General features: G+C 66.2%; 24 protein-coding genes. 9 read left to right on the forward strand and 15 right to left on the reverse strand.

What is annotated here, in order from left to right; genetic code table 11:
* Positions 1-10: 10 nt before the first annotated feature.
* Complete coding sequence (gene pstB, locus ABEG17_RS06415) at positions 11-787, forward strand: phosphate ABC transporter ATP-binding protein PstB (RefSeq protein WP_406832451.1); 777 nt, start codon at positions 11-13, stop codon at positions 785-787.
* 30 nt (positions 788-817) lie between these two features.
* Here the strand turns inward: pstB and ABEG17_RS06420 are convergent, their stop codons facing one another.
* The 6 genes from ABEG17_RS06420 to ABEG17_RS06445 all read right to left on the reverse strand — a co-directional run bounded on the left by ABEG17_RS06420 (position 818) and on the right by ABEG17_RS06445 (position 6,046).
* On the reverse strand, positions 818-1,858 hold the full coding sequence (locus ABEG17_RS06420) for a hypothetical protein (RefSeq protein WP_406832452.1): 1,041 nt from the start codon (positions 1,856-1,858) through the stop codon (positions 818-820).
* 233 nt (positions 1,859-2,091) lie between these two features.
* A complete protein-coding gene (locus ABEG17_RS06425; RefSeq protein WP_406832453.1) occupies positions 2,092-3,093 on the reverse strand; it encodes an anion permease in 1,002 nt (333 codons plus the stop codon).
* A gap of 8 nt (positions 3,094-3,101) precedes the next feature.
* Positions 3,102-3,728: a DUF47 domain-containing protein gene (locus ABEG17_RS06430; protein WP_406832454.1), complete on the reverse strand. Its 627-nt coding sequence runs from the start codon at positions 3,726-3,728 to the stop codon at positions 3,102-3,104.
* Positions 3,729-3,826: 98 nt separating this feature from the next.
* Entirely contained in the window at positions 3,827-4,054 is a 228-nt protein-coding gene (locus tag ABEG17_RS06435) for a hypothetical protein (protein WP_406832455.1), read from the reverse strand.
* A 580-nt stretch (positions 4,055-4,634) separates the two neighbouring features.
* On the reverse strand, positions 4,635-5,282 hold the full coding sequence (locus ABEG17_RS06440) for a hypothetical protein (RefSeq protein WP_406832456.1): 648 nt from the start codon (positions 5,280-5,282) through the stop codon (positions 4,635-4,637).
* A 77-nt stretch (positions 5,283-5,359) separates the two neighbouring features.
* The gene (locus ABEG17_RS06445) at positions 5,360-6,046 is read right to left on the reverse strand and encodes a TetR/AcrR family transcriptional regulator (protein WP_406832457.1); all 687 of its coding nucleotides are present in this window, start codon (positions 6,044-6,046) and stop codon (positions 5,360-5,362) included.
* 48 nt (positions 6,047-6,094) lie between these two features.
* Here ABEG17_RS06445 and ABEG17_RS06450 point away from each other — a divergent pair, with 48 nt between their 5' ends.
* The 4 genes from ABEG17_RS06450 to ABEG17_RS06465 all read left to right on the forward strand — a co-directional run bounded on the left by ABEG17_RS06450 (position 6,095) and on the right by ABEG17_RS06465 (position 9,632).
* Positions 6,095-7,045, forward strand: a complete 951-nt coding sequence (locus ABEG17_RS06450) for a diiron oxygenase (protein WP_406832458.1) — start codon at positions 6,095-6,097, stop codon at positions 7,043-7,045.
* 269 nt (positions 7,046-7,314) lie between these two features.
* On the forward strand, positions 7,315-7,698 hold the full coding sequence (locus ABEG17_RS06455; protein ID WP_406832459.1) for a response regulator transcription factor: 384 nt from the start codon (positions 7,315-7,317) through the stop codon (positions 7,696-7,698).
* Positions 7,699-7,716: 18 nt separating this feature from the next.
* Complete coding sequence (locus ABEG17_RS06460; protein WP_406832460.1) at positions 7,717-8,244, forward strand: metallophosphoesterase family protein; 528 nt, start codon at positions 7,717-7,719, stop codon at positions 8,242-8,244.
* A 461-nt stretch (positions 8,245-8,705) separates the two neighbouring features.
* Positions 8,706-9,632 carry a glycoside hydrolase family 6 protein gene (locus ABEG17_RS06465; RefSeq protein ID WP_406833146.1) on the forward strand — a complete coding sequence of 309 codons (927 nt, stop codon included), beginning with the start codon at positions 8,706-8,708 and terminating at the stop codon, positions 9,630-9,632.
* A gap of 30 nt (positions 9,633-9,662) precedes the next feature.
* Here the strand turns inward: ABEG17_RS06465 and ABEG17_RS06470 are convergent, their stop codons facing one another.
* Positions 9,663-10,208 carry a peptidoglycan-binding protein gene (locus tag ABEG17_RS06470; protein ID WP_406832461.1) on the reverse strand — a complete coding sequence of 182 codons (546 nt, stop codon included), beginning with the start codon at positions 10,206-10,208 and terminating at the stop codon, positions 9,663-9,665.
* A 1,013-nt stretch (positions 10,209-11,221) separates the two neighbouring features.
* On the opposite strand from ABEG17_RS06470, the gene ABEG17_RS06475 reads away from it, so the two are divergent.
* Both ABEG17_RS06475 and ABEG17_RS06480 read left to right on the forward strand, forming a co-directional pair.
* Positions 11,222-12,868 carry a D-glucuronyl C5-epimerase family protein gene (locus ABEG17_RS06475; protein ID WP_406832462.1) on the forward strand — a complete coding sequence of 549 codons (1,647 nt, stop codon included), beginning with the start codon at positions 11,222-11,224 and terminating at the stop codon, positions 12,866-12,868.
* Positions 12,869-14,183: 1,315 nt separating this feature from the next.
* Positions 14,184-14,609 carry a hypothetical protein gene (locus tag ABEG17_RS06480; RefSeq protein ID WP_406832463.1) on the forward strand — a complete coding sequence of 142 codons (426 nt, stop codon included), beginning with the start codon at positions 14,184-14,186 and terminating at the stop codon, positions 14,607-14,609.
* A gap of 149 nt (positions 14,610-14,758) precedes the next feature.
* Here the strand turns inward: ABEG17_RS06480 and ABEG17_RS06485 are convergent, their stop codons facing one another.
* Positions 14,759-15,535, reverse strand: coding sequence for a hypothetical protein (locus ABEG17_RS06485; protein ID WP_406832464.1), 777 nt, complete (start codon positions 15,533-15,535; stop codon positions 14,759-14,761).
* A 779-nt stretch (positions 15,536-16,314) separates the two neighbouring features.
* Between ABEG17_RS06485 and ABEG17_RS06490 the strand changes: the two genes are divergently transcribed.
* Together ABEG17_RS06490 and ABEG17_RS06495 are read left to right on the forward strand one after the other, a co-directional pair.
* A complete protein-coding gene (locus ABEG17_RS06490; protein ID WP_406832465.1) occupies positions 16,315-17,103 on the forward strand; it encodes an HNH endonuclease family protein in 789 nt (262 codons plus the stop codon).
* Positions 17,104-17,450: 347 nt separating this feature from the next.
* Entirely contained in the window at positions 17,451-17,771 is a 321-nt protein-coding gene (locus tag ABEG17_RS06495) for an excalibur calcium-binding domain-containing protein (RefSeq protein WP_406832466.1), read from the forward strand.
* A gap of 169 nt (positions 17,772-17,940) precedes the next feature.
* On the opposite strand, the gene ABEG17_RS06500 is transcribed toward ABEG17_RS06495, so the two are convergent.
* The 7 genes from ABEG17_RS06500 to ABEG17_RS06530 all read right to left on the reverse strand — a co-directional run bounded on the left by ABEG17_RS06500 (position 17,941) and on the right by ABEG17_RS06530 (position 23,912).
* Positions 17,941-18,810 (reverse strand): phosphoribosyltransferase family protein, encoded by an 870-nt coding sequence (locus ABEG17_RS06500; RefSeq protein ID WP_406832467.1) that lies wholly within the window; start codon positions 18,808-18,810, stop codon positions 17,941-17,943.
* Positions 18,807-19,661: a phosphoribosyltransferase family protein gene (locus ABEG17_RS06505; RefSeq protein WP_406832468.1), complete on the reverse strand. Its 855-nt coding sequence runs from the start codon at positions 19,659-19,661 to the stop codon at positions 18,807-18,809. Before ABEG17_RS06505 ends, ABEG17_RS06500 begins: the two co-directional genes overlap by 4 nt.
* Entirely contained in the window at positions 19,658-20,377 is a 720-nt protein-coding gene (locus ABEG17_RS06510; RefSeq protein ID WP_406832469.1) for an HAD family hydrolase, read from the reverse strand. Before ABEG17_RS06510 ends, ABEG17_RS06505 begins: the two co-directional genes overlap by 4 nt.
* A gap of 113 nt (positions 20,378-20,490) precedes the next feature.
* On the reverse strand, positions 20,491-21,093 hold the full coding sequence (locus ABEG17_RS06515) for a TerD family protein (RefSeq protein ID WP_406832470.1): 603 nt from the start codon (positions 21,091-21,093) through the stop codon (positions 20,491-20,493).
* Between the two features lie 13 nt (positions 21,094-21,106).
* Positions 21,107-21,862 carry a hypothetical protein gene (locus ABEG17_RS06520; protein WP_406832471.1) on the reverse strand — a complete coding sequence of 252 codons (756 nt, stop codon included), beginning with the start codon at positions 21,860-21,862 and terminating at the stop codon, positions 21,107-21,109.
* Positions 21,863-21,885: 23 nt separating this feature from the next.
* A complete protein-coding gene (locus ABEG17_RS06525; RefSeq protein ID WP_406832472.1) occupies positions 21,886-22,698 on the reverse strand; it encodes a VWA domain-containing protein in 813 nt (270 codons plus the stop codon).
* Positions 22,695-23,912, reverse strand: a complete 1,218-nt coding sequence (locus ABEG17_RS06530; RefSeq protein WP_406832473.1) for a DUF475 domain-containing protein — start codon at positions 23,910-23,912, stop codon at positions 22,695-22,697. Before ABEG17_RS06530 ends, ABEG17_RS06525 begins: the two co-directional genes overlap by 4 nt.
* Between the last annotated feature and the right edge of the window lie 74 nt (positions 23,913-23,986).

The following is a 23,986-nucleotide window of genomic DNA, read 5'->3' on the forward strand; positions in this document are numbered from 1 at the left end:
AATCACCCTCATGGCCAAGCGAATCGACGTCAGCGACCTGAACGTCTACTACGGCGCGTTCAAGGCCGTCGAAGGCGTGACCATGACCGTGGAGCCGCGCTCGGTGACCGCGTTCATCGGCCCGTCCGGCTGCGGCAAGTCCACCTTCCTGCGGACCCTCAACCGCATGCACGAGGTCACTCCCGGCGGGCGGGTCGAGGGCAAGGTCATGCTCGACGACCAGGACCTGTACGAATCGAGCATCGACCCGGTCGCCGTTCGCCGCACGGTCGGCATGGTCTTCCAGCGGCCGAACCCGTTCCCGACGATGTCCATCTACGACAACGTCGCCGCCGGGCTGAAGCTCAACGGCGTCAAGGGCAAGAAGCGCCTCGACGAGGTCGTCGAGAAGTCGCTCCGGGGGGCCAACCTGTGGACCGAGGTCAAGGACCGTCTGGCCAAGCCCGGTGCGGGCCTGTCCGGTGGGCAGCAGCAGCGTCTGTGCATCGCCCGCGCCATCGCGGTCGAGCCGCAGGTGCTCCTGATGGACGAGCCGTGCTCCGCGCTCGACCCGATCTCGACACTGGCCATCGAGGACCTGATCGGTGAGCTGAAGAGCAAGTACACGATCGTCATCGTCACGCACAACATGCAGCAGGCGGCCCGCGTCTCCGACCGCACGGCGTTCTTCAATCTCGCGGCGACCGGCAAGCCCGGCAAGCTGGTCGAGATCGACGACACCCAGCGCATCTTCAACAACCCCAGCGTCAAGGCCACCGAGGACTACATCTCCGGCCGTTTCGGCTAGACCCCTCACGCTTTGTGCCAATAGCGCGTGTCAGAACCCTGCGACACGCCGGGCGTCAGGCGTGTTGCTGGCACAAGGCGGCGGCACCGATGGACTGAGGCGCATCCGGCCGCGGAACCGCGAGGCCTCACCACGACGCTGCGCGGCCTTGACACGCCCAGCCACGACCTGGGGTGAGTGGAGGATCTCGCCGGTCATCCACCGGACGACCTCGAGTCCGACGTCGCGCAGCCTGTCCTCGCGAGCCTTCTCCCTCACGACCCGCTGCGCCGCCGCCTCGCCACTGGGTCCCGAAACATCGAACTCGCCCAGGTACTTGCCCACACCATCGGCCTCCCCGACGACACCGTCATCGAGCCAGAGCGCATCGACCCGACCGATCAAGCCGCGATCGTCGAACACCTCGACCTGTGGCTCCGGCGGCTCGATCCCGAACCGGCTCAGGGCGACGACCGAATACGACTCAAGCCAGGTCTCCCGTCGTCCATCGAGGCGGGGCAGCCACAGCCCGGCGCGCCTCGCCCCCGGCCAGCCACCCTGTCCACGCAGGACGGTGGCGAGGTCTCCTGAGCTGACGAGGCCCAGCCTCAGTGCCGCGTCACCGATGGCGACGCCATCACCAGGTGGCAGCGAACGCAGGCAGTCGAGCACCGTTCTCGCCGGCGAGGTGAGCTCGATGTCGCTGAGCGTGGTGACCTCCCCTTCCCTCAGCGTGGCTCGATAGAGGTGCACCCAGCTCGCACGGACGGACGTGCGACGGTCGGCGAGGACGGTGAGCGTCGCCCGCGCCTGCTCACGACGCGATACCGGCAAGCCCCAGAGGAGAGCGGCGCTGTGGTGGGAGAGCACGGCGTCCCCGACCGTCCGGTATGCAGCGTGCGCCAGTCCCGCGTGGCGCCGCTCGGCCGACAGGAGCTCCCAGCTGTGGTTCACGGCATACAGTCCACGGGCCAGGCGGTCCACCGCGGCGATCGAGAGGGCGTGGACCAGCTGCCCTCGGGTGATGCCGACGCCAGCGGCGTCGTGGGGGGTGAACGGTTGGGGAAGGCCCTGGAAGGCGATGACATCCATCTGGGCACCGTGTCGCGGTGCACCCGATCCCCGGCGTGGGCCGCGCTGTGCTGTGGATAGGACGACAGCAGGCCCGCCCTTGTGGACGCCTGCCCGGCCCCATCACGGCACCGCTCTGTGCGAACAACGCTGGGCATGGACGGCGTGTCGAGCCGATCGCACGAGCGCTATTGGCACAAAGCACCGGGTGGGTGCTGGGCGGGGTGAGGCGGGAGGGCTTCAGGTGGGGGTGCTCAGAGGAACAGGTGGATGAGCCAGTAGGTCAGCGCAGCCGCGGAGCCCGCCCCCGGGAAGGTGAGCACCCAGGCGCCCACGATGTTGCCGGCGACGCCCCACCGGACCGCGGAGAGCCGCTTGGTCGCACCGACACCCATGATGGCGGAGGTGATCACGTGGGTCGTCGAGATGGGCGCGCCGTAGCCGATGCCAGCGATCCAGAGGATGGACGCCGCCGAGCTCTCGGAGGCAAAGCCCTGGGGCGGGTCGAGGTGGATGATCCGCCGGCCGAGGGTGCGCATGATCCGCCACCCACCGGCATACGTGCCGAGGGAGATGACCACGGCACTGATGAGCAGCACCCACAACGGGACCTCGCCGCCCGAGCTGTAGCCACCCACGGTCAGGGCCAGGACCACCACGCCTGCGGTCTTGGACGCGTCCTGGAAACCGTGCCCCACCGCCATCGACGCCGCGGAGACGGTCTGTGCGTAGCGGAAGCCGCGCGACACCCGACCGGGCTGCGCCCGCCGGAACAGCCAGAGGATGGCCGCCATGAGGAGGTAGCCGAGGATGATCCCGGCGAACGGTGAGACGACCATCGGGATCACGACCTTGTGCCAGACGCCATCCCACTTCACCGTCGCACCGGCCGCCAGAGCGGCACCGACGAGCCCACCGATCAGGGCGTGCGACGAGGACGAGGGAAGTCCGTACCACCAGGTCAGCAGGTTCCAGCCGATGGCGCCGATGAGCGCGGCCGCACAGATGGCCAAGCCCTCGCTGCCCGTCGGCGCCTCGATGATGCCCTTGCCCACGGTGGCCGCGACCTGGCCGAACATCCAGACCATGAGGCCGCCGAGCAGGTTGGCGACGGCAGCCATCGCCAGGGCGACGCGGGGGGTGAGGGCGCGCGTCGAGACCGAGGTCGCGATGGCGTTAGCCGCGTCGTGGAAACCGTTGGTGTAGTTGAACCCCATCGCCAGGGCGATGACGATTCCGACCGGAAGCCAATCCATGGGTGGACTCAGGACTCCTTGACCGCGATGCTCTCGACCTTGTGCGCGACGGTCTCGAAGGCGTCGGCGGCGGCCTCGAGCTCCTCGATGACCTCCTTGAGCTTCATGATGGTGATGGCGTCGCCGCCGTACTCACCGTTGAAGAGGGCTGCGAGCAGACCGCGGTAGATCTGGTCGGCCTGGTTCTCGAGGCGGTTGATCTCGATCCAGTACTCGGAGAGGTCCTTCATCGAGCGCAGGCGCGGCATGGCCTCGGCCGTGAGCTCGGACATCCGCGACAGGACCTCGACCTGGTCGGACACGCCGGCCGGGAGGTCGCCGATGCGGTAGAGCACGATCAGGTCGACCGCGGCATCCATGAGGTCCATGCAGTCGTCGAGGGTCGACGCCAGGCCGTGGATGTCCTCACGGTCGAACGGGGTGATGAACGAGCTGTTGACCTTGCGGATGATCTCGTGCGTCGCCTCGTCGGCGGCGTGCTCGATCTCGCGCATCCGCGCTGCCACGGCCTCGCGCTCGCTGGGAGCGACCCCGAGGATCGTGGTCAGCTCACGGGAGCCGTCGATGAGGTACGAGGCAGACTTGGCGAACAGGTCATAGAAACTGTTCTCCTGGGGGGTGAGGCGGAAGCCCACGGTTCTCTCCGGTCGTGCGGGGGGATGGCCGGGGACGATGCTACGGGCAAGCCGGACCGATCGTGCAACCTGGCTGGTACCGGTAGTTCACCGGACGTTCAGGCGTTCTGCCGCGTCCAGGCCCGCTGCGGGTGGCTGCGGTGCGTGGCACCGTCCGCCGGGACCGCGCAATGAGCGCGTTCGATCCCCAGCGCCTGGTCGATCTCGTCATCGGTGAGAGGCCGCTCGCTCGCCGAGGCCGCGACGACGAGGTCACCGACCAGCTCGATCTCGTGCTGGAGCGCATCATCGGTGAGCTCTGCACCGGCGTGCGGGTCCGTGGTCATGGCAAAACGCTAACGGAGTCTGGGGAAGACCCGGACATTTGTTTGCGATGTCTTGACCCGCGCAAGCCACTAACCACCCATCTGGGTCACGTCCGGACCGGAATGACTAGTCACTAAGTTCGATGTCGGATGATGAATCCATGCCGCACGAGGTCGACGGCGCCCAGATGGGCGAGCCGACGGAGGTCGAGGACCGGGGTTCCTTCAGCCATGCCGTCTGCCGGACGTGCGGGTGGAGCGGGCCGGGTCGGCGTTCGCGGCAGGTCTCCCGGCGGGACGCCGCAGAGCACGACGGCGTCTGCCCGGGCGCGTCGCCTCCGGCCTGACCCACGTCGGCTGCGAGAGGTCCGGCACTGCGCGAGGAGTGTGCGCCGGGCCGGGAGCGCCTCACGGCACGAGGCCGCTCGTGGCGGCTTAATTTGGGACCCGGGGCTACCGCGGCCCGGCGCACACCAAACCATAACCCCGCTCCCGCCCGGACTGTTCCCCCGTTCGGCCCCTTGTGGAGAACCCCTTCCGGGGGTGGCGGACGGCTGCGCAGCGGTATGCCGGGTGGTCGGACGCGCCCGCGGCGCACCTCTCAGAGCAGCTCGCCGGAACGCCAGAGCGTGGCGCACACCTCGAGGTCACCCGCGGTGGAGAGCATCGACGCGGCGCGCTGGGTCTGCATCCCGGCGGCGTCACGATCCTGCACGTCCGTGGTGTGCGCGCGGTCGGCACGGCCCGCTGCGACGACCCGGCAGAACGCCGCGGCGCGCTGCAGCGCCACCGCGAAGTCCCCGGCGAACACACCGCGCAAGATCGAGTCGGTGAGCTCACGCAGCTCCGCGGGGCCGGGCGGCTCGGCGACACCGGCGACGACGTGGTTGACGTCGGTGAAGCGGATGCCGGCGGCGTAGTCGGAGGCGGCCTCCTGCGGCGCGCGCTGCACCCACTCCCGCAACGCGTAGAGCCGCCACAGCGCCCCGGGCAGGCTGCGGGGCGGCCGGTCGGCCCAGAGCTCGGCGACGGTCGACAGGCCGAGGTCGTCGACCAGCGCGACGAGACGGGCCGTGAGCGCCGGGTCGTCGGAGGCGCGGCCCGTGCCGACGAGGACGGCGGCCGTCTCGTGCGCGATCTCGGTCACCTGCGCGGGGTCGGGGACAGTGCCACCCCGGGACTCCATGGCGGCAGGGCTGAAGAACGCGGGACGTCGAGGGCCTGGCCGGCCGCTGGGCTCGTTTCTCATCGCCCCCAGTGTCCCAGCAGCGCACGCCGTCCGCTCGATGCGTACGCGAAGGCGGTTCGTGGCGTCAGTCCGTGGCGTCAGTCCGTGGCGTCAGTCCGGGCGCCCTCGACCCTGGGCGCCAGGCCCGTCCAGGCGAGCTCGGTCAGGGTGGTCATGAGGGACTCCTCACTGACCGTGGGTCGGTCGAGCCACCGGTTGGTCGCGAGCTGGACCATGCCGACGATGCCGAAGGCGACGGTCTCTGCGTCGTCGGCCGGCTCGTCCTGACGCGCAGTGAGGAGCATCCCGACGGCGCCGGCGATCGACGCCTCGACGCTGCCGACGAAGTCGCCACCGTCGCCGAGCCCGTTGTGCGCCATGGCATAGCGGTAGAGGTCGCGCTCCTCGCGCACCAGCGCGACATACGCCCCGATCGCCGCTCGCAGCAGGTCCCGGTCGTCCCCGTGGACGCGGGCCAGCTCGCCGGTGATCCGCGGGATCACGAGGTGGGTGGCCACCTGGTCGAGGACCGCCCGGTGGAGGTCGTCCTTGTCGCGGAAGTGGCGGTAGAGCACCGGCTTAGTGACCTTCGCCTGAGCACACACGTCGTCGAGGCTGATGCGCGGTCCCACGGCGCGGATCGCGGCGATCGCGGCGTCGACGAACTCGCGGCGCCGTTCGGCGCGGTGCGCCTTCCAGCGGTCCCGGCGACCGTCGGGCCGCGTTCCGGGGCCACCGTCGTCGGGGACCTCGTCCGGCGCGCCCTTGACTTCTCCAGACTTCACGCTAACCATGGTAACTGTTACTGACGGTTACACCTAGGGAGACCTCCCATGACCACCGTGAAGACCGCACCCCCCAGCTCTGCTGAGGACGCAGCCACCCGCCTGGCGCGCATCCAGCCCCGGCACGACCGCGACACGACCGCCCGTCGACTGCTCGCGTCCGCCGCGAAGCACTCCTACGACCCGCAGGTCGACATCGACTGGTCCGAACCGCTCGAGGAGGGCCTCTACGGACTGAGCCCCGAGTGGTCCTCGCTCTACGGCACGCCCCTGTGGGACTCACTCGACGAGGAGCAGCGGTTCCGGCTCACCGAGCACGAGTTCTGCTCGGTCTCCGGTGTGGGGATCTGGTTCGAGACGATTCTCATGCAGATGATCCTGCGCGACATCTACGACCAGGACCCGGCGACCCCGCACGTGCAGTTCGCGCTCACCGAGATCGCGGACGAGTGCCGCCACTCGATCATGTTCGCGAAGACAGCGGAGAAGTACGGAGCGCCCTCCTACCGACCCGAGCACCTCTCCCACCAGCTGGGCCGGCTGTTCAAGACGCTGGCCCACGGGCCCAACCTGTTCGCCTCGATCCTCGTGGCCGAGGAGGTGCTCGACATCTTCCAGCGCGAGCTCATCGCCGACGAACGCGTGCAACCCCTGACCCGGGCGGTCAGCCGGATCCACGTGATCGAGGAGGCGCGGCACATGCGGTTCGCCCGCGAGGAGATCGCCCGCCGGGCCGCCGGAATGTCACGCGCGCAGCGTGGTCAGCAGCGACTCGTCCTTGGCATCGTCGCCAACATCATCATCGACAACCTCGTCCACCGGGACGCCTATGCCGTCGTCGGCCTGGACCCGGACGTCGCCGTCGCGGCCGCCCGAACGAACGACCACTACGCCGGCAAGCTGCGCGCGAGTGCGGAGAACCTGACGACGTTCCTCGCCGACGCCGGCCTGATCGGCGGCCCGTCGGCCCGGTTGTGGCGGCGCGCCCGGCTCGTATGAGGCGACGCGCGCCCGGCTCGCATGAGGCGACGCGCGCACCGCGCGTGGGGCCGGTCCCACGCCTCGCGTGGGGTGCTTGCGCCCTGCACCGGGGCGGGCGCGGGAGGGACCGCGCCACGCGGCATACTCTTTTGCGGCTTTCGTCCTCGTCCGTTCAGTCCCTTCTGCGCACCGCTCCCTCACGTTCACCTCGGGGCGGCCGATGAGGTGACAACGTTGTCACGCTGGCACGAGCCACACCGACACCGAACGAGCACGAAGGGCAGGTCATGGCGGTTGCTCTCGTCGTCGAGCACGACGACGACATCAGGCACCTGGTGTCCCTCTCCGCTGCCAAGGCGGGCCTCGACCCGGTGCCTGCGGACTGCGGCGAGGCGGCCATGACGCTCATCGCCGACGGGCTCAAGCCCGACGTCGTGGTGCTCGACGTGCGGATGCCCGGGATCAGCGGCCTCGACGTGGTCCGAGCGATGCGCGCGCACCGCTACCTCGAGGCGACTCCTGTCGTCATGCTCAGCGCGATGGCGCGTCCGGAGGACCGACAGGACGGGCTGGAGGCGGGCGCGGACGAGTACGTCCTCAAGCCGTTCAGCCCTCGCGCACTCACCATCGTCCTGCGCGACCTCGTCGCCCGCACCCGCCCGGCGTCCTGACCCCGCTCGTAACTGCACATGACCACCCGGCTGCTCCTGCTCGCCGACACCCACCTGCCCAAGCGCGCCAAGGACCTGCCGGGCAAGGTGTGGGATGCAGTCGACGAGGCCGACGTCGTCCTCCACGCCGGCGACTGGGTCGATGTCGCGCTGCTCGACGCACTGGAGGCGCGGGCCCGTCGCCTCGTCGGGGTGGCCGGCAACAACGACCACGGCGAGCTGCTCAAGCGGCTCCCTGAGCTGGCCGAGCTCGAGATCGAGGGACTGCGCTTCGGTGTCGTCCACGAGACCGGCCAGGCGAAGGGGCGCGAAATGCGTTGCGAGGCAAACTATCCCGATCTCGACGTCCTCGTCTTCGGGCACAGCCACATCCCGTGGGACACGTCCACACCGCGAGGACTGCGGCTGCTCAACCCGGGCTCACCCACCGACCGTCGTCGCCAGCCGTTCTGCACGTACATGACCACCAGCGTTCACGACGGCGTCCTGGGCGACGTCGAGCTGCACCAGATCAACTCCCCCTCGGGTGGCCATGTCCCCGCGTGAGGACTCCGCGAACACCGGTCCAGACGAGCTCGCGACCTCATGACCGGCGCGCCAAGCCACGACGCGCCATCCGACCTGTCATCCGTTCGGACCGTGACCCCCAACCATCGGTCGACATTTCCGTTGATTAGCCGCTAGTGGCCCAACGACGTCCGTAAGGTGTGGTGGCGGCCAACGCGGACGCGCTCACGCGCGCCCTCCCCCCACAGGCCCCGGAACGCAGGGAAAGAGTGGCCATGAAGCCTCGTCAGATGTTCGCGCGTCCCACCCTTCGACAGCTGCTGACTCCGGTGGCCGCAGCGGCCATGGTCCTGGCAGCTGGATGCGCCACGGCCGGCACATCTGCCGACCCACAGCCTGAGCGGCCCACGCCACTCCAGGTCGAACCGGTCGCGGCAACGACCACGTCGACCAACCCCTTGGCGGGCCGCCCCTGGGGCGTGTACAAGGGGGCGTCCGACATGGCGTGGCCCCCATATGCGGCAGCGACGGGAACGAACAAGACGTTGCTGGGCAAGATCGCGCTCCGTCCCAAGGCGGTGTGGTTCGGGGCGTGGATCCCGAACAAGGACATCGCCGCCCGCACGCGGTCGTACATCTCGAACGCGCAGGCGGGGAACCCGGAGGCGCTGGTCCAGATCGCGGTGTTCCGGATGGTTCCGTGGGAGGGCGAGGCCTGCAAGCGGCTCCCCACGGCGGCCGAGCAGGCGTCGTACAAGCAATGGACCGACCTGATGGCCGGGGCCATCGGGAGCGCGCACACGGCGATCATCCTGCAGCCTGACGGGCCGTTCGCGCTGTGCGCGCCGGGCAAGTCCCTGGTCCCGTCGAGCCTGATCAAGTACTCGGCGAAGAAGTTCAGTTCGTTGCCGCACACGAGTGTGTACATCGATGCAGGGTCTTCTGACTGGCCCGCTCCCGGTCAGGGCGGGGTTCCCACTGCGCTCAAGATCGTTCTTCCGGCAGGCATCGAGTACGCGCGCGGGATCGCGTTGAACTCGACGCACTACTCGAGCACGGACAGTGAGATCAAGCGTAGCGCTGCGATCGTGCAGGCGTTGGCTGCGCGAGGTATCCGGAACAAGCACGTGGTGATCAACACGTCGTCGTCGGGGCACCCCTTCGCGTTCGGCAGCTACACCGGCCCGGACCCGGACAACGCGTGGGTGTGCCGGTCCGCGACCGACACCAGCACGTGCGTGAAGCTCGGCATTCCGCCCACGCCCAACGTGGCGCACACCGTGTGGCACCTCTCGGCGAGCACCAGCAACCTCGCGCGGACCTACGTCGACGGTTACCTGTGGTTCGGGCGGCCGTGGCTCTACCGGCAGGCCTCCCCGTTCGACATGAACCGGGCCTTGCAGCTGGCGCGAACGTCTCCGTACTGACCCATCGCCAACGCGTGCTGCTGACTTCAGTCACCTCGCTCGCACCTGACAGCAGACTGCACTCGGTACCGCTCTGTCAGTACTGCACGAAGTAGCGACCCAGGGCCGAGGCCCTGGCGGGTGTGACGATGAGGGCCCAGCGGCCTTCCACTCGGCGGCCGTCATGACGCCGGTCTGACGCAGTCCGTGCGCCCTCTGCAGCTCGATCACCTTCGACCGGGCGACGTTGCCGTAGTGGGCGGTTGGCGTGACCGCGAGCCGTATATGGATGGCCTTCACCGCGGAGCCCGTGCTGCCGACGCGCAGGATGGTGCTGCGGTACGCATACAAGGGCGACCAGGTGGGCGTCGTTCCGTTGACGCCGGGGCAGGTGATGTCGAAGTCCTGGGCCGCCTCGGTCGTCCGCCACTGCGTCATGACACGAGGACCGCCGGTGAAGGACGCGACGGCACAGTGGGCTGTCGCCGTTCGCGAGCTCGATGGCCCGACGGAGTCCCACAACGGCAGCCCGGGGCGCCAGCTGCCCGTGATGGAGTTCCACATCCGGACGATGAGTAGAAGCCCACCGAGACGCATCCTTGTACCCGCGCACGACCCCCTCGACCACGGCGTGGTTCCTCGCCGTGCTGGTCGTCCACGGTGCGACCGGGTAGTCCTCGACGTCGACCCAGAGGAACGTGTTGTGCAGTCCCGCGTTCCGTGCCTTGACGACGTTGAACTTCGCTTGGGCGTACCCCGCGTTGCGCAGGCGGGACACAATGTCGCCGCCCTTCCACGGACCCGATGACCCGTACTTCGCCAGCTGTCCACCCGTCGGGTAGGTCGTCATCGCGTACATGCCGGTCCGGCGGTGGTTCTTCTTGGCCCAGTCGACCTCGGACTTCAGGCAGGGGTTCACGTAGAAGCCGGGGCCGTTGGTCAGGCCGATGACGGCCAACCCTGTCGTCGGTGACGGCATGACGTCGCCCTTGGAGATGCGCGTCGGTATGCCCATGCCCTTGGGACAGTTCGGCCAGCTGATGAGCCCCAGCCCCGCCTGCTGGCCACACGCCGTAGAAGCTCGGCACCCTGCATCTCCAGAAAGCAACAAACCCATGACTGCGCCTAGGGTCTTTGGACCCGCCCGGAAGTCACTTCCGATGTGGTACTCCACGTTGTACGACACTTTGCATGATGTTTGATCTTCTGCTGATGACTGACAGCGTTTCGGTTGATGTTGACAGTTGCTACTGAAGATCCTTGAGACTCATTCATGGGGGAGATGAGCGTGGTGCAGCCGAGGTACAAGGCGGTGCTGGGCGTCATTGATGACGGCCGCACGGTGATGGAGGTCGCGGCCGCATCGTCGGTGTCGGCGCAGACCCTGCACGGTGGGTTGGCCCGAGACGCGCAGGGCGGGGTCGGCGCACTGGCTGATCGGTCGCACCGGCACGGTTCGTGCCCGCGCCAGATGGGTCCAGGCGGGCCCCACCCAGGGTTGATTCGACGCATCTCCAGACCCCCGACCCTACGTCCGCGGGCCCAAGGGGTCCCGCTCTCCTAGCCAGGGAGGTGCGGGTCTTCGATTCGAATCGTTGGGGGAGGACGACGTGAAATCCTTGACAGGCCCGCTCTGCATCATCCTCGCGACTGCCTTGCTTGCAGTGTCGCTGCCGCAGGCCGCTGATGCTTCGGTCGATCACAACGACATCACGGGATCGACCACGGCTCACGCCGTCGTTGTGTCCCACTTCGAGTCGGCATTACACGACGTAGCGGCCGGCTCGGTGCCCCCGAGCATGCCGGATCCGCTGGAGCTCGGGACTGTCTTTCCCCCCAGTCGTGACGTCGCCGCAGTCGAGCGGAGCCAGTCGCTCGCCTCGCCAAGGGCGGCCACGACCCTCGCCACGTTCAACAGATCAGGCATCCAACCGGTCATGAATGCGCGAGCGCCGCTGCCGTACGAGCTGAAGACGCCCGCCACGAAGACCACCCCCGTGCCGAGTACCGCCGCGGGAGTGCCGCTGCGCTACCTGAACGGCAAGGCATACGACCACCCATCCAATCAGGCTGTCTGGGGAATCCAGCAGCTGGAGAGCTATCGCCTCACCGGTGACGACTTCTATCTTGACCGCGCACAGGCGGCGGGCAAGCACCTCCTCGACACCAGTGTCGCCTCGCGGGGCGCCTTGTGGTTTCCGTACCCCATTGACTTTGTCCTGGCCGGGGACAAGTCCGTACTGATGCGCGCTCCTTGGTACAGCGCGATGGCGCAAGGAGGTGTTCTGAGCCTGTTCATCAGGCTGTGGGCGGTAACCGGTGAGCAGCAATGGCGTGCCGCAGCCGTCCAGACGCTGGCCAGCCTCACCCTTGCGCCTCTTGCTGGTCAGCCATGGGTCACCCACGTCGACGCGTCCGGCTACCTTTGGCTGGAAGAGTATCCCCGCGACCCGGAATTCCGCAGCGAGCGTGTCCTCAACGGAAGCATCTTCGCTCTCTACGGTCTGCACGACTACTGGCGGCTGGCGCCGGCCTTCACCGAGACCACGGCCGCACGCGCACTCGCTGTGCGATTCTTTGACGGCGGCGCCACCACGGTGGATGCCTACGCAAGCAGGGTATTTCGGGCCCCCGGCTGGATCAGCCGATACTCACTGCTTCACGTGATTCGCAACCCCTACTACCACGACGTCCACACCCGGCAACTACTGCAGCTCCAATACCTGACAGCACAGTCGCGATTCGCCCAGGCTGCAGACCTCTTCCGCAGTGACTATCCGGTCGCCAGCCAGCCTGGAAGCATCTTCTTCGCCGCCGGCACCCATCCTGCCTACAAGTTCGACGGCGCCGGAGGAGTCACCTCGTCCATGTCTCGACGGTTACCCGCTTCCTCGAGCGCTCCCAACGACGAGCGTCGACGGATTCGCAACCACGGGATCTACTACCACATGACCAAGGGAGCCTTTCAAGGATGGTGGGTGCCCGAAGCGTGGCCATCCACGTACCAACGCTCGATCCTTCTGCGGCACAACTACTTCCCGGATCGCCAGGTCCGGCTGCAACACGGCAATTGGACCGCATACCAATACGACTCCTTCGGAACCCCAACTGCCCGGCGCAGCGCCTACTACGCCTCGCCCACCAGCGCCCCCGCCTCGGCCAGCGCCATCATCCACGGCCAGCTACACCTGCTGATCAGCCGCGGCCGGTACGCCGGATGCTGGCTGCCCGTGACACCTGGCGTCACCCTCGGGTGACGCGTCACTCGTTCTTCACCGAGGCCGCGTTGTATCGCGGGCGGCCTTCGAGGAGACGCATTTGGCGCGAGGATCGCCCCACAACGGGGGAGTCCAGGTGGGCGCGGCACCACGGGATCTGCCCCCTGCACCGAGCTGCCACCTGTCCAACATTCATCCGTTCACTCCTTCAGCGATCTGCGCGGATCTAGTTCTATCCCAACTGATCGCGCCCACCCCGCTCTGGCCCGCGTTCGCTCACGGCGTCCCAACCCCTCCCGCCCGTGGGGCGCGACGTGCTCCCATGCCGATGTCATGAAGTCAGTCTGATCGCTCTCTTGAATTGCCATCACCCACACGGAACTCCTATTCGGTGGGCTGACGCTCTGATGCAACCCCCCTCGAAGCGACGCCACACCGCGGCCAACGGCTCGGTCACATGTCGAGCTGGTGCGACGTGCCCCGGTGGACCACCATCGATGTACTCGAGGAGGTCTTTCGTTGACCCGCTCTTCGGCGTCTGCTCTGTGACTCCACGGACAACGTGCGGCGCCTGCACCCTCGTGTCCGCCCGCAGCATGATCTACAAGCGCGAGGGATGGATCGGGCTTCCAGGGTCAGCACGCAATGTCGGTACGGACGCGCCCCGGCGAAACCTCCTGGTACAGCTGGGCGCTGGTCCCGCCGCCCATCCTCGGAGTCCAGTCATTCGACGCTCCGGCAACGAGGCCGCGGTCGCCGCGGCGTCCTGCGGTGGCTCTTGAGGACGGTCGATGATTGTGACCTCGGGTCGTGGTTGGTCAGACCGGACCCGGAGCTGTTGCAGGCGGCCGTGGTGTGCCCTCCCGTGCGCGGCGGTCGCCCGCGGCGTGTGGAACCAGGCATACGGCAGCGGTGGGGTGATGTCGCGGACGGTGAGTGGTCACATGAGTGGTTGGTAGTTGGTCGTCCAGCCAGCGCCGACCTACAACGGCAATCCGAGCGAGGTGCCGCGCCCGGGGTACAGCAAGAGTCTGCGGGTGCCGCTGTGAACGCCGAGCAAGTCGTTGAAAGGTGTGCGAGAGGTAAGGCACTGGGACACGTCGGTCATCCGGCATGCGGGAGAGGTCGTCTTCTCGGAGGTTCAACAGCGTGGCGCTGTGGTTGCGTTGTGGCGGCAGCTCAGTGGCGATGCGCACAGTTTGTTGTAGCCCAACATGACCCGGGCCAGCGCTATAAGGGTTCGTGCGGCGCGGGACGGGCGGTACCCGTTGCCGATGAACGAGATGACGCCGAGTGGCGACCCACGCGAGCTCGTGAACGAATTCTCGGCAGCGTTCCGCATCCTCAAGGTCGGGTGGTCGTTGTTCGACCAACGTTGCTCGGCAAGCTAGAACACCGCCTCGGCAGGCTCGCCCAGCTTGATAGGCCGGTGTGCCGCGGCTTCGCCGAGCGGCACTTCACCTCCCCCGCGGCTGATGGCGGCAATGTCTTCGACCCATGCTTCGGCGCGGACAACGGGGACGGCCTCGCGTGCCCGATAGCCCCCTGGAGTGGCTCCTACCTCAAGATCGGCGTGGTCGGCCAGTCCGAAGAGACCAGCGGCTCCGAGACGGCAGGCCGCCCCTGGGGCTACCAACTCCGCAACGGGAACCGGTGCTCGGCCCTTGGTGGGGCGACTGATTCGATCAAGGGAAAGCGACTCAACTACGCCTGCGAGAAAGGCGGGGTCATCTACGGCGACCCGCTTCGCGGACGCGTATGGCGCGTCTACTTCACGTGAAGAGAGAAGTCTGGGCCACTGACACTGACCGTCGTCGCGAAGGTCTGGTTCTAAGCGGCTGCCCCCTCAAGTTGTGGCCACAACTGCCACGATCAGGAGTCGCCTATACGCGCGGCGTACCTCGCAGACACCTCGTCCATGTGGGCCGATCAGTCAACCCCGAGGACGTGCGTGCAGACCCACCGACCGAAGACACCTCCCGACACGGCTCCAATGAGCGCGCCGATGACGCCGAACGACACCATGGCGGCGTGGACGAAGTCCCACGCGATGCCTATCAAGTGCAGTTGCGTACCCGAGTTCGCCCACGTCCCGTTGAGAGGGACCGACTCGGTGTACGTCCCTTCCCCAACGGACTGCGCCACGTACATCCCGAGGTAGAGACACCCTACAACTATGGCCCCGCCAGCGAGTGGGTTCTCGGGCTCGAAGGTCCCCAGCATGATTATCGGCATCGCGATCCCCAAAGACCAAGCAAGCGTGGAGAAGAACACACCCACAAACGTGGTTTGGCTGGCAATGGCCGGGCGGATCAGACCATTCAACGATGGCCCAACGATGAGCGCTACCAACGGTAACCACTTACTCATCACCCTGCCGGTCCACTTATCTGCGTCGTCCCAGTCCGTATGGACGCGCTCTACCGCTTCTAGTACTGGGTTGGGCTTGTCAGCATCCGCAGCGTCTACGGGGTTTGAGCGTTTCACGTCGGAGTTGTCGGTCAGGACGCCGTTTGCATCCACGCGCAGTTCTCGTTGCGGTCGCCCGTTGGCTCCCATGATGACCGCCCACCCGTCAGTGCCGGCGCGCCTCGCGGCGGCGCTCGCGGCGGCCTCTGCACTCTCCGCGTGTGCGACAGCCTCGTTCGTCCCAGTCGTGAACACGTCCCACCCTCCGGTGATCGACGGCACCACGATCCAAGTCATCTCCTACCCCTCCCCACCCGCAGCGCGCCGAGCGATGTCCGTGGCCCTAGCGACGGCAGGTCTTAGTGAACCGGCTCGAACTGCGAGGCACTTCCGACGAACGTCGTGTGCCTGCTCGTTCCGATGGCGGACTCGCCAAACTCTGTGAGTGCAGACCCGTGCAGGGACGCGCCGTCTGACGTCACCTCCTGCCAGCATTCGATCCTCCGAGACGTGACATGGCGTCCCAGGGTCGATATCCGTGGTTCTGGTTGGGCTGGGCTTCGTCGGGCTGATCCGCCTGTATCCGGCGCTGCGGCAATGGCCGGCTCGGCTTTCGCACCATTAGGGTTGGGGACGCGTGGCTGGCCTTGCTGGGTTGTGTCCTGCCCGTTCTGCCTGGCCGTCTAGTTTCCAAGGGTTCGCCATAATCGACGGCGGATTGGCCATCCCCAACAGTTGATGCCCACAGCCGCGCACGCGGCCTCGCCAGGACGGCGCGACGCCCTCAGGACGCGTGCCTGTGAGGGAGCCCACAGGCGATCCGATCAGGGCCGCCAGCATCTTCGTGCCTACGCCTTGGCGTCTGGACTTCACCTCATACGGGATTAATTGGATGGTCGGTGCTACTGCGAGTGCGCGGCGCATTTTGCGGTCGTCGTCGAGGACGAGGATGATCCCTCGCACCCTCTGGCCGGACTCGGCGAGGTCTTGTTCGACGTAGCCAAATGGGGGGATGACGCTTGGGACCGACGAGGATTGACAAAGCGGCACGGCCGTCGCGCACGCGTGTGTCTGTCATGGTCGGCGGACCGCTCGCCCTAGCAATCGTATTCACGGCCTTGGCGGAGTTGACACCGTCAACACTGTTCTGGTCCGGTTCAGAACCGGGAGAGGTCACGCGCGCCTATCCCAATGATGCCTCAACCATAGAAAGGACTAACCCGGTTGAGGCAGGGTCCGCGCAGGCCGTCTTGAACACTTTGCCCGTCAAAGGGCGAGCATCAAAGACCGGATATTACCGGGAACAATTTGGGCAGGCATGGACCGACGACGTCGATGTTCAAGGGGGCCATAATGGCTGCGACACCCGCAACGATGTTCTACGCCGCGACCTAACAGAAAATGTCATCAAGGCCCATTCCAACGGGTGCACTGTCATGTCCGGCGCTCTTGACGACCCCTATTCCGGCAAGAGGGTTGACTTTGTGCGCGGAGGAGACAGCAGTGCGGTGCAGATCGACCACATCGTGTCTCTGTCGAACGCTTGGCAGACTGGGGCGCAACAGACTTCACTGGCAAGGCGCAAGGACCTTGCCAACGATCCTTTCAACCTGTGGGCCGTGGACGGGCCCTTGAACCAGCAGAAGAGTGACGGGGACGCGGCAACATGGCTTCCACCGAACACGTCGATCCGATGTGAGTATGTCGCTCGCCAAGTTGCAGTGAAGAAGATGTACGGCCTGTGGTTGACTGCCCCTGAAAGAGACGCCATCACACGCGTCCTCGACACGTGTCCGGGCGAGCCCTTACCGGCGGCAGCCCGATGGACTACCCCTGACCCCGTCGATGGCTCAAGTAGTTCGTAATCAGCGCACGATTGGCGCCGCTGGGCGGTCCTGCACTTCAGTGATTCGTATGGGCAAGTTCCTGGTTAGTGTCCAATCCCGCGCTAGCCCCTATTACGTTGCGATCCCGAATGGAGTCAAGTACAGGGGATACAGTGAGACTTCTGCCGCGCAGTAAGAGGGGCAAGATCGGTGCCGTGGTTGCGGCACTGGTATTGGTGGGGATCGCTGGTAGCGGAGAGGACAAGCCGGATCCCGCATCCGCGGCTCCGCTGGCTGTAACCGCCTCGACGTCGTCGGCCTCCCCGTCGACTAGGACCCCGCTGGCGGCGACGAATGCAACATCTTCACCGACCAGCCTCGAAACGGTGGACCAGGCTGCAGCCGATGCGAAGGCGAAGGCAGAGGCAGCAGCGAAGGCAAGGGCCGCAGCGAAGGCCAAGGCAAAGGTCGCCGCAGCCGCCAAGGTGAAAGCCGCCTCGACGGCTAAGACGAAGGAAGCCAACCAGGCGGCAAAGGCGAAGACGGCCGCCGCGGAGGCGGCTCGTCGGGCAGCGGTGCGGGACGTGTACTACGAAAACTGTGATGCGGTCCGGGCGGCGGGGGCGGCCCCGATCCGCATAGGCGATCCGGGTTACTCACGTGACCTCGACCGTGACGGGGATGGCGAGGGCTGCGCGGGCAATTGACGACGCCTCGCACCCGCCAAACAGCCCCCGACGCAACAATCATGCGGGACGACACCGGGGAGCGATCGTTCGCACACTCACTTTGGATGTTGCTGGGCGACTGACGGGACGGTTGGTGGCTGACCAGCGCAGGCGCAACTCGCGGCGTCCGGCCCTTCGTTGGCTGTCGTCAGAAGCGAGTGTGACTGCCGACCCGCCCGATGTCCCCAGCGGCCATTCTTCGGAAGGCCGCTGCGCCCGCGGCGTATGCCGGATATCGGTGAAGGGCGTCAAGAGCGACGGCCTCAACGACCCAGCGGGTCACCGCCTCGGGCGCAGTTTCGATAAACTTGATCATCTCGTGCTCCGGGAGCGTGATGACCCACTTGCAGAAGCGTGCGTTCGGCGCAAATGTCGGGCTGTTCGCGATGTCGGTTAGATCCGCCGTGGTGCGCACCGAGGCCGCGTTCATGGCACCTTCGGCAACCGGATTGTGCCGCGATTGAAAGGCATCGACGACGTACAGGTGCTGCACCGAGGCCGCCCCACCCTTGACCAGGCAGTCGTCCATTACAGCCTCGTGGGTTCCCGTGATGCGTACGTCGTCCACTGCCACCACATGCTCACCGACCAAGGATGCCTGGGGGTCCACTAACAACGAGCCGTCCCCCAGCGCCCGCTTGCGCTGTTCGATGGGCATGGTTGCGTAGTCGCCGTTGGTCACAGTGAGCCTGTCGACCTTGAAGTACTCCACTTCAAGGTGCGTGACCGCCCGGAGTCTGTCGACGAACGGAGCCACCAGGGAGTAGGCGGCTGGGGGCACAAATCCGAAAGCCGATGAGGTGACCTTGAGGCGCGTGACTTCGGTCGAAAGGCGTGCGGCGAAGGCCTCAGCGAGCGCTGCTCCGTAGGTGGACGCCACAGCCAGGTCGCCGTGCTTGAACCGGCTGTAGTCGGCCAGGTCGACGCTCCCGGCCATGGTCAGGGCTCCGCCCGGTCCGAGGAACAGTTGGCTGAGCGAGATCCGTTCGGACGCTGCCCGATTCGGCTCAATGATCACAGCGCGGCCACCTCGGCGGTAAGGTCTGCGACCCCGGCGGCGTAAGCGGCCACGAAAGCCTCACCGGTGGCGTCGGCTCCGTCGGCCATCTCCCTCAGCAGACCGGCGGGGCATGTCGCCAGGAACGCGGCGCGGTCTTCGTGGGGGGCGCTGAGAACCCGCTTGAGAAAGCGGATGGTCAAGGCGAACTCCCCCGTCTGTACGGAGGGCGCCATGTCGGCGATCGACCTCACAGTTGCCTGGTTCATGACCGCCTCTACGTGCGGACTTGCAGAAAGTGGCGGATCGATCACCGCGACATATCCCAGGGTCAGCGACGCTGGGGCGTCATGGCTGATCGCTGTGACCGCGGTCTTCTCAGCCAGCCCGGTAACGCGCACGTCGTCCACCAAGATCACATGCGCGCCGGTGATCGGCTCGTCCAGCGTGAATTTGATGCGGGCCATTTCCGCTTCGCGCTCAGACGCGTCCGAGGCGGCGTAGTCGGTTGCGGTCACAGAGTCTTTGGCGATCCGGATGATTCGGGCGGCGGGGAGCCCAGCCGGGACACGTTCGGCGTTGAGCACCGCGCATACCCCTTGCGCGAGGTGCCAACAGGCAGGGACGACAGCCATGTAGGCCACAGGCAGCAAGATCTGCCGATCACTGGTGACCAGGAATGGCGCTTCATCCGCGAGAGCGTGTGCGAGTTCTTTCGCCATCGCGGCGAGGGCCTTCAAATCTCCGTGCTTCATCTTCGAGTAGGTGGCGAGGTCGAAGACCCGGCCGTGTTGGTCGCGGATGTCGTGGACGTCGCCGGCCAGCCGGTAAGCGGCAATCCGCTGCACGGTCCCGATGGCCGCGACTGTCATCTTCTTACCTTCAGCAGGAAGGCTTTCACGAAAGCATCCACCGGGGCGGACACAACATCAGTGGTGTTGACCAGCGCGGCTTGCATTCCGAACGCCGTCGCTCCGTGGCCATCAGCGACTGGGTTGTCGCCGACATGAAGGACCTCGGCGGCCGCCAGGGTCGGGATCGTGCTTGAGAGACCGGTCAACATGTGAGCGAAGATTCCCGGCTTGGGTTTGTTGACCCCCACCTCGTCGGAGAACGTGAAATGCGTGAACACGCCCGCAAACCCGGCTTGGTCCAGCAGTCGCCGCATCAAGGTCCCTGGCAGCATGCCGGTGTTGCTCGTCACTGCGAGCGGCATGACCGAGGACAGGTCACGCAGCATCTCGGGCAGGTCGGCGTGGTATGGACGCGGGTGCAACAGCCGTGCTAGCCGTTCCTGTTCGACGTACGCCTCTTCCACCGCGTCTGAGGAAGGGTCGAACGGCACTTCGAGGCCGTTAAAGAGCAGGGCGAGCCGGTCGACGAACCCATAATCCGAGCCGGTCTTTTCAGCCAACACATCGGCCTTCTTGTCGTAGGCCCTCACGGCGCTGTCAAAGACCACCGAGTCGAGGTGGGGGGCGAACCTCAGCCGCAGATCCTCGTTGCGGCGCGGCTTGAAGCCTGGATCGGACCGGATCAGAGTGACCCACACGTCAAAACTGACTGCACGGATGTTGGTGGCGTGCACGGGAACGGGTCCTCTCTATCAGAGGGGTGGGGCGTAGCAGCGCCCTCCTGGACGAAAGCCCGCCCGGGCTGACCGGGCGGGCCTTCAATGTTCGGATTGCGGGCGCGGCCAGGTCAGACGGCCCGCAGGGCCAAGGTCTGAAGGTCCTTGGCAGTGCGGCCGTTGCCGGGCTGACCGATGGCGGTGAACGCCCAGCCTCCGCCCGAGCGCGAGACCTTTGCCATGACCATCGCGGTGTGCCCGCCGGCGCCAGTCAGTTCATAGCGGACCAGTTCCTCGTCGCGGTTGTTCGAATCGACCATTCGAGCGACCGCATTCGCGATCTGGTTGAAAGACTCGCCTGAGAACGAGTTGATGGTGAAGACCAGGTGCTCGACCTGGCCAGGCACCTTCGACAGGTCGACCAGAATCGACTCATCGTCGCCGTCACCGGCGCCGGTGAGGTTGTCGCCCGTGTGCTTGATCGAGCCGTCCTTGGACTTGAGATTGCCGAAGTAGACGATCTCGTGGACGCGCCCGCCGCCGATCAGGATGACTGACGCGTCCAGGTCGATGCCGCCACTACCGGCTGAAGCAGCCATTCGAGCGAAGAAGCCCTTCTTGACCGGCGCCGCCTGGCGCTCGTCCCACCCGAGACCCATACGGACATTGGTCAGGGTGCCACCGCTGGACTTGGCCAGGTTGATCGTTTGGCCTTTGCTTAGGTTGATGCTCACAGATGTTCCTCGCTTACTTGTAGGCGTTGAGGGGACCGGCGTCCATGGCAATGGACAGATCACGGTTCAGTACTGGGCGGTTCTCAGAGTCGGGGCGGGAGTACTCCTCGCGGGCCTCGATCTTCACGCCGTGGGCAGCGTTGATGATGATGCCGGGTACGCACGAGTAGATGCGGTCGTTGTCGCTCGCGTTGGAGGCGTCGATGACGACGGTGGCTCCTGCGCCGTTGTCGATGCTCATCGACACCTGGTAGCGGCGGAACGAGCCCGTGCCGTTCGACTGTGCCGAGTAGACGACGGGGAGGACCGCGACGACGTCGGGGGTAAGCCGGATCTCTACAGTCTCTGACGCCGTCGTGGCGTTCGAACGTCGGACGTCACCAAGGTGCCTGACGGAACCGTCCACGGTGGAGGCACGGTAGTCCTGCTCGCGGCCCTTGATCCCGAAGGTGCTGACGGTCTCGATCCGGCCATCCGTGAAGAGGACTAGGGCGTAGACGTCGTAATCGGTCGCAGGCGGCCAAGAGCACGTGGCGGTCATGAGGCCGCTGCCCTTGGACAGGTTGATGCTCTTGCCCTTGGACAGGTTGATCGTGCCGCTGGTGTGCTGCGTGGGGGTGGGTTGGACCGCGGTTGAGGCTTGGTCGAGGTTCGGTGCGGCTGGCTGGCGGTCAAAGTTGATCTTGGGGGGCCCGACGGCGGCAGGCGCCATGAGGGGAGGCGCCGCGGGCACCTCCGGCTTCGTGAACTTGTCGAACGGGCTACTCACCGCTGATCCTCCTATGTCCCGGTCTAGTTGCGGACAATGCCCTGATGACGGGCCTGGGCCAGCCAGTCGGGAAATTCGCCCATGAGGTTGTCGTAGAGCGTGCCGGGGTCCGCGGCGGCCGGGTTGCGGCCCGCCGCAAAGAACCCGGCGTTGTCGATGGCGCGCTTCTGCGGGACGGCCAGGTCGTCCAACTTCCTGAGGAACTGAAACGAGTCGTCTCCGAACCCGACGAACTGCCAGAAGATCGGCAGTGTCGAGGCGTGGCAGAGCACGGCCTCGGCATCGCGGCGGCTGTCCGGGGACCCGTCGGTCTCAAAGATGACCAAGGCGGGGGCGGTCGCACCGGAGGCTTGGTAGTGACCGATCACGGCCTGCATTGCGCCCGCATAGTTTGTCGTGCTCATGCGCCCCGCCCGCTTCTGCATGCGAGCAACCGCACCCTGATAGTCATCGATGGTGACGTCCTCGGCTGGGCGGGCCTTGGCATCGAACAGGATCACTGGGATGGACCCATCGTCATCGAAGTGCACGGCAGCAGCGAGAACCTGCTCCGTGAATGCCTGCACGGTCCCGTCCCGGTAGTAACGGGCCATTGAACCGGAGTAGTCCAGGACGAGGTAGACCGCGGCCTTGACGCCGATGAGGTTGTTCTTGGCCAGAGATATCCCGGCCTTCTTGTGCAGGTCGATAAGCCCGGGTGCACGCTTGGCCAGGTCGACGCCGGGGGCAACCGCGGAGGCCCCCGGCGCTGAAGTGAACTGTGCGATCGTGACGGGCGCGGTCGCTGGAGACCCGGCGGCAGCGGGCTGGGCCTTGAAGCGATCGAAGACGCTCATGCCTGGTTCCCCGGGTCCTTGTTGTCGCTGGCTGATACGTACTCCGCCGAGCGCACCTCGCCCGTGCCGCCATCGTTGTCGACGTGGTGATGGTCCGGGTGCGACGCGTAGATGCCCGGGGCAGGCTCGTCCGAGGTCTCGGGGAGCGCTTCACGGTTGTTCTTACGCACCGACGCCCAAATGGACGCAGAGACGAAGACGATGCCTGCCATACCAATGACCCAGTCCGCGATGTGGAACTTGAGAGTGAACAGCAACATGCCTGCGAGGATGCCGATGGCCCAATGGGCGCCGTGCTCCATGTACTCGAACTCGTCCAGCGCGTCATGGTCGACCAGGTACACCGTCATGGAACGCACGTACATGGCGCCGACACCCAGTCCGATGGCGATGATGATCGGGTCTTGGGTAACCGCGAACGCGCCCAGGACGCCATCGAATGAGAAGGATGCGTCGAGGACCTCCAAGAAGAGGAACATCGAGAACGCGGCTTGGCCGGAGAGCAGCAGGGCCTGCCCAGTACTGGTGCCGGACGCGCTCTCCAGGGCTGCCTGCTTCTCTTCGTTCTTCGTCTCCATGTATGCGGCGAGGCCGTTGACGAGGAGGAAGGTCAGCATTCCCAGGACTCCGGAGAACAGCACACTGAACTGGTGGTCCGGGTCAGCCAGGTAGTACGTGGCTGCGACCAGCGCACTGCCACCGACGACGACGCTCATCGAGTCGAAGTGACCTGCGCGGATCAGGGGTCGCTCGATCGGTGCAAGCCAGGCGGAATCGCGCTCGGTGTCGAAGAGCCAGTTCAGGAAGAGCATCAGCAGGAACATGCCACCGAAGGCAGCGATGGTCGGGTGGGCCTGCTCAAGGATGTGACCGTAGGTGCCCTCTTGGTTCGGGTCACCCTTCTCCATCGCCAGGGACCATGCCTCCAGCGGCCCGACCTTGCCAGAGAGGCAGACGATCACGAAGGGGAAGACCAAACGCATGCCGACAACGGCGATGATGATGCCAACGGAGAGGAACATGACCCGCCAAAAGTGGTTCATCTTCTTGAGGTACTTGGCGTTCACCGCCGCGTTGTCGAAGGAGAAGATGCACTCCAAGAAGATCAGCATGATGGTCACGGGTACAGCGGCGGCACCGCCGTAGAGGAACGCAACGAACACCGCGATCACGGTGATCAGGAAGTCCCAACGGAAGTGCTTAAGGATTCTCAAGGGTGCGTCCTTCTGTCTTCGACGTACGAAAAGGCGTGGGCAAGGTGGTGCGGACCCTGAAGGGCTGGCCACCG

Origin of the sequence: Pedococcus sp. KACC 23699 (assembly GCF_045348425.1) — a bacterium.
GTDB lineage: Bacteria > Actinomycetota > Actinomycetes > Actinomycetales > Dermatophilaceae > Pedococcus.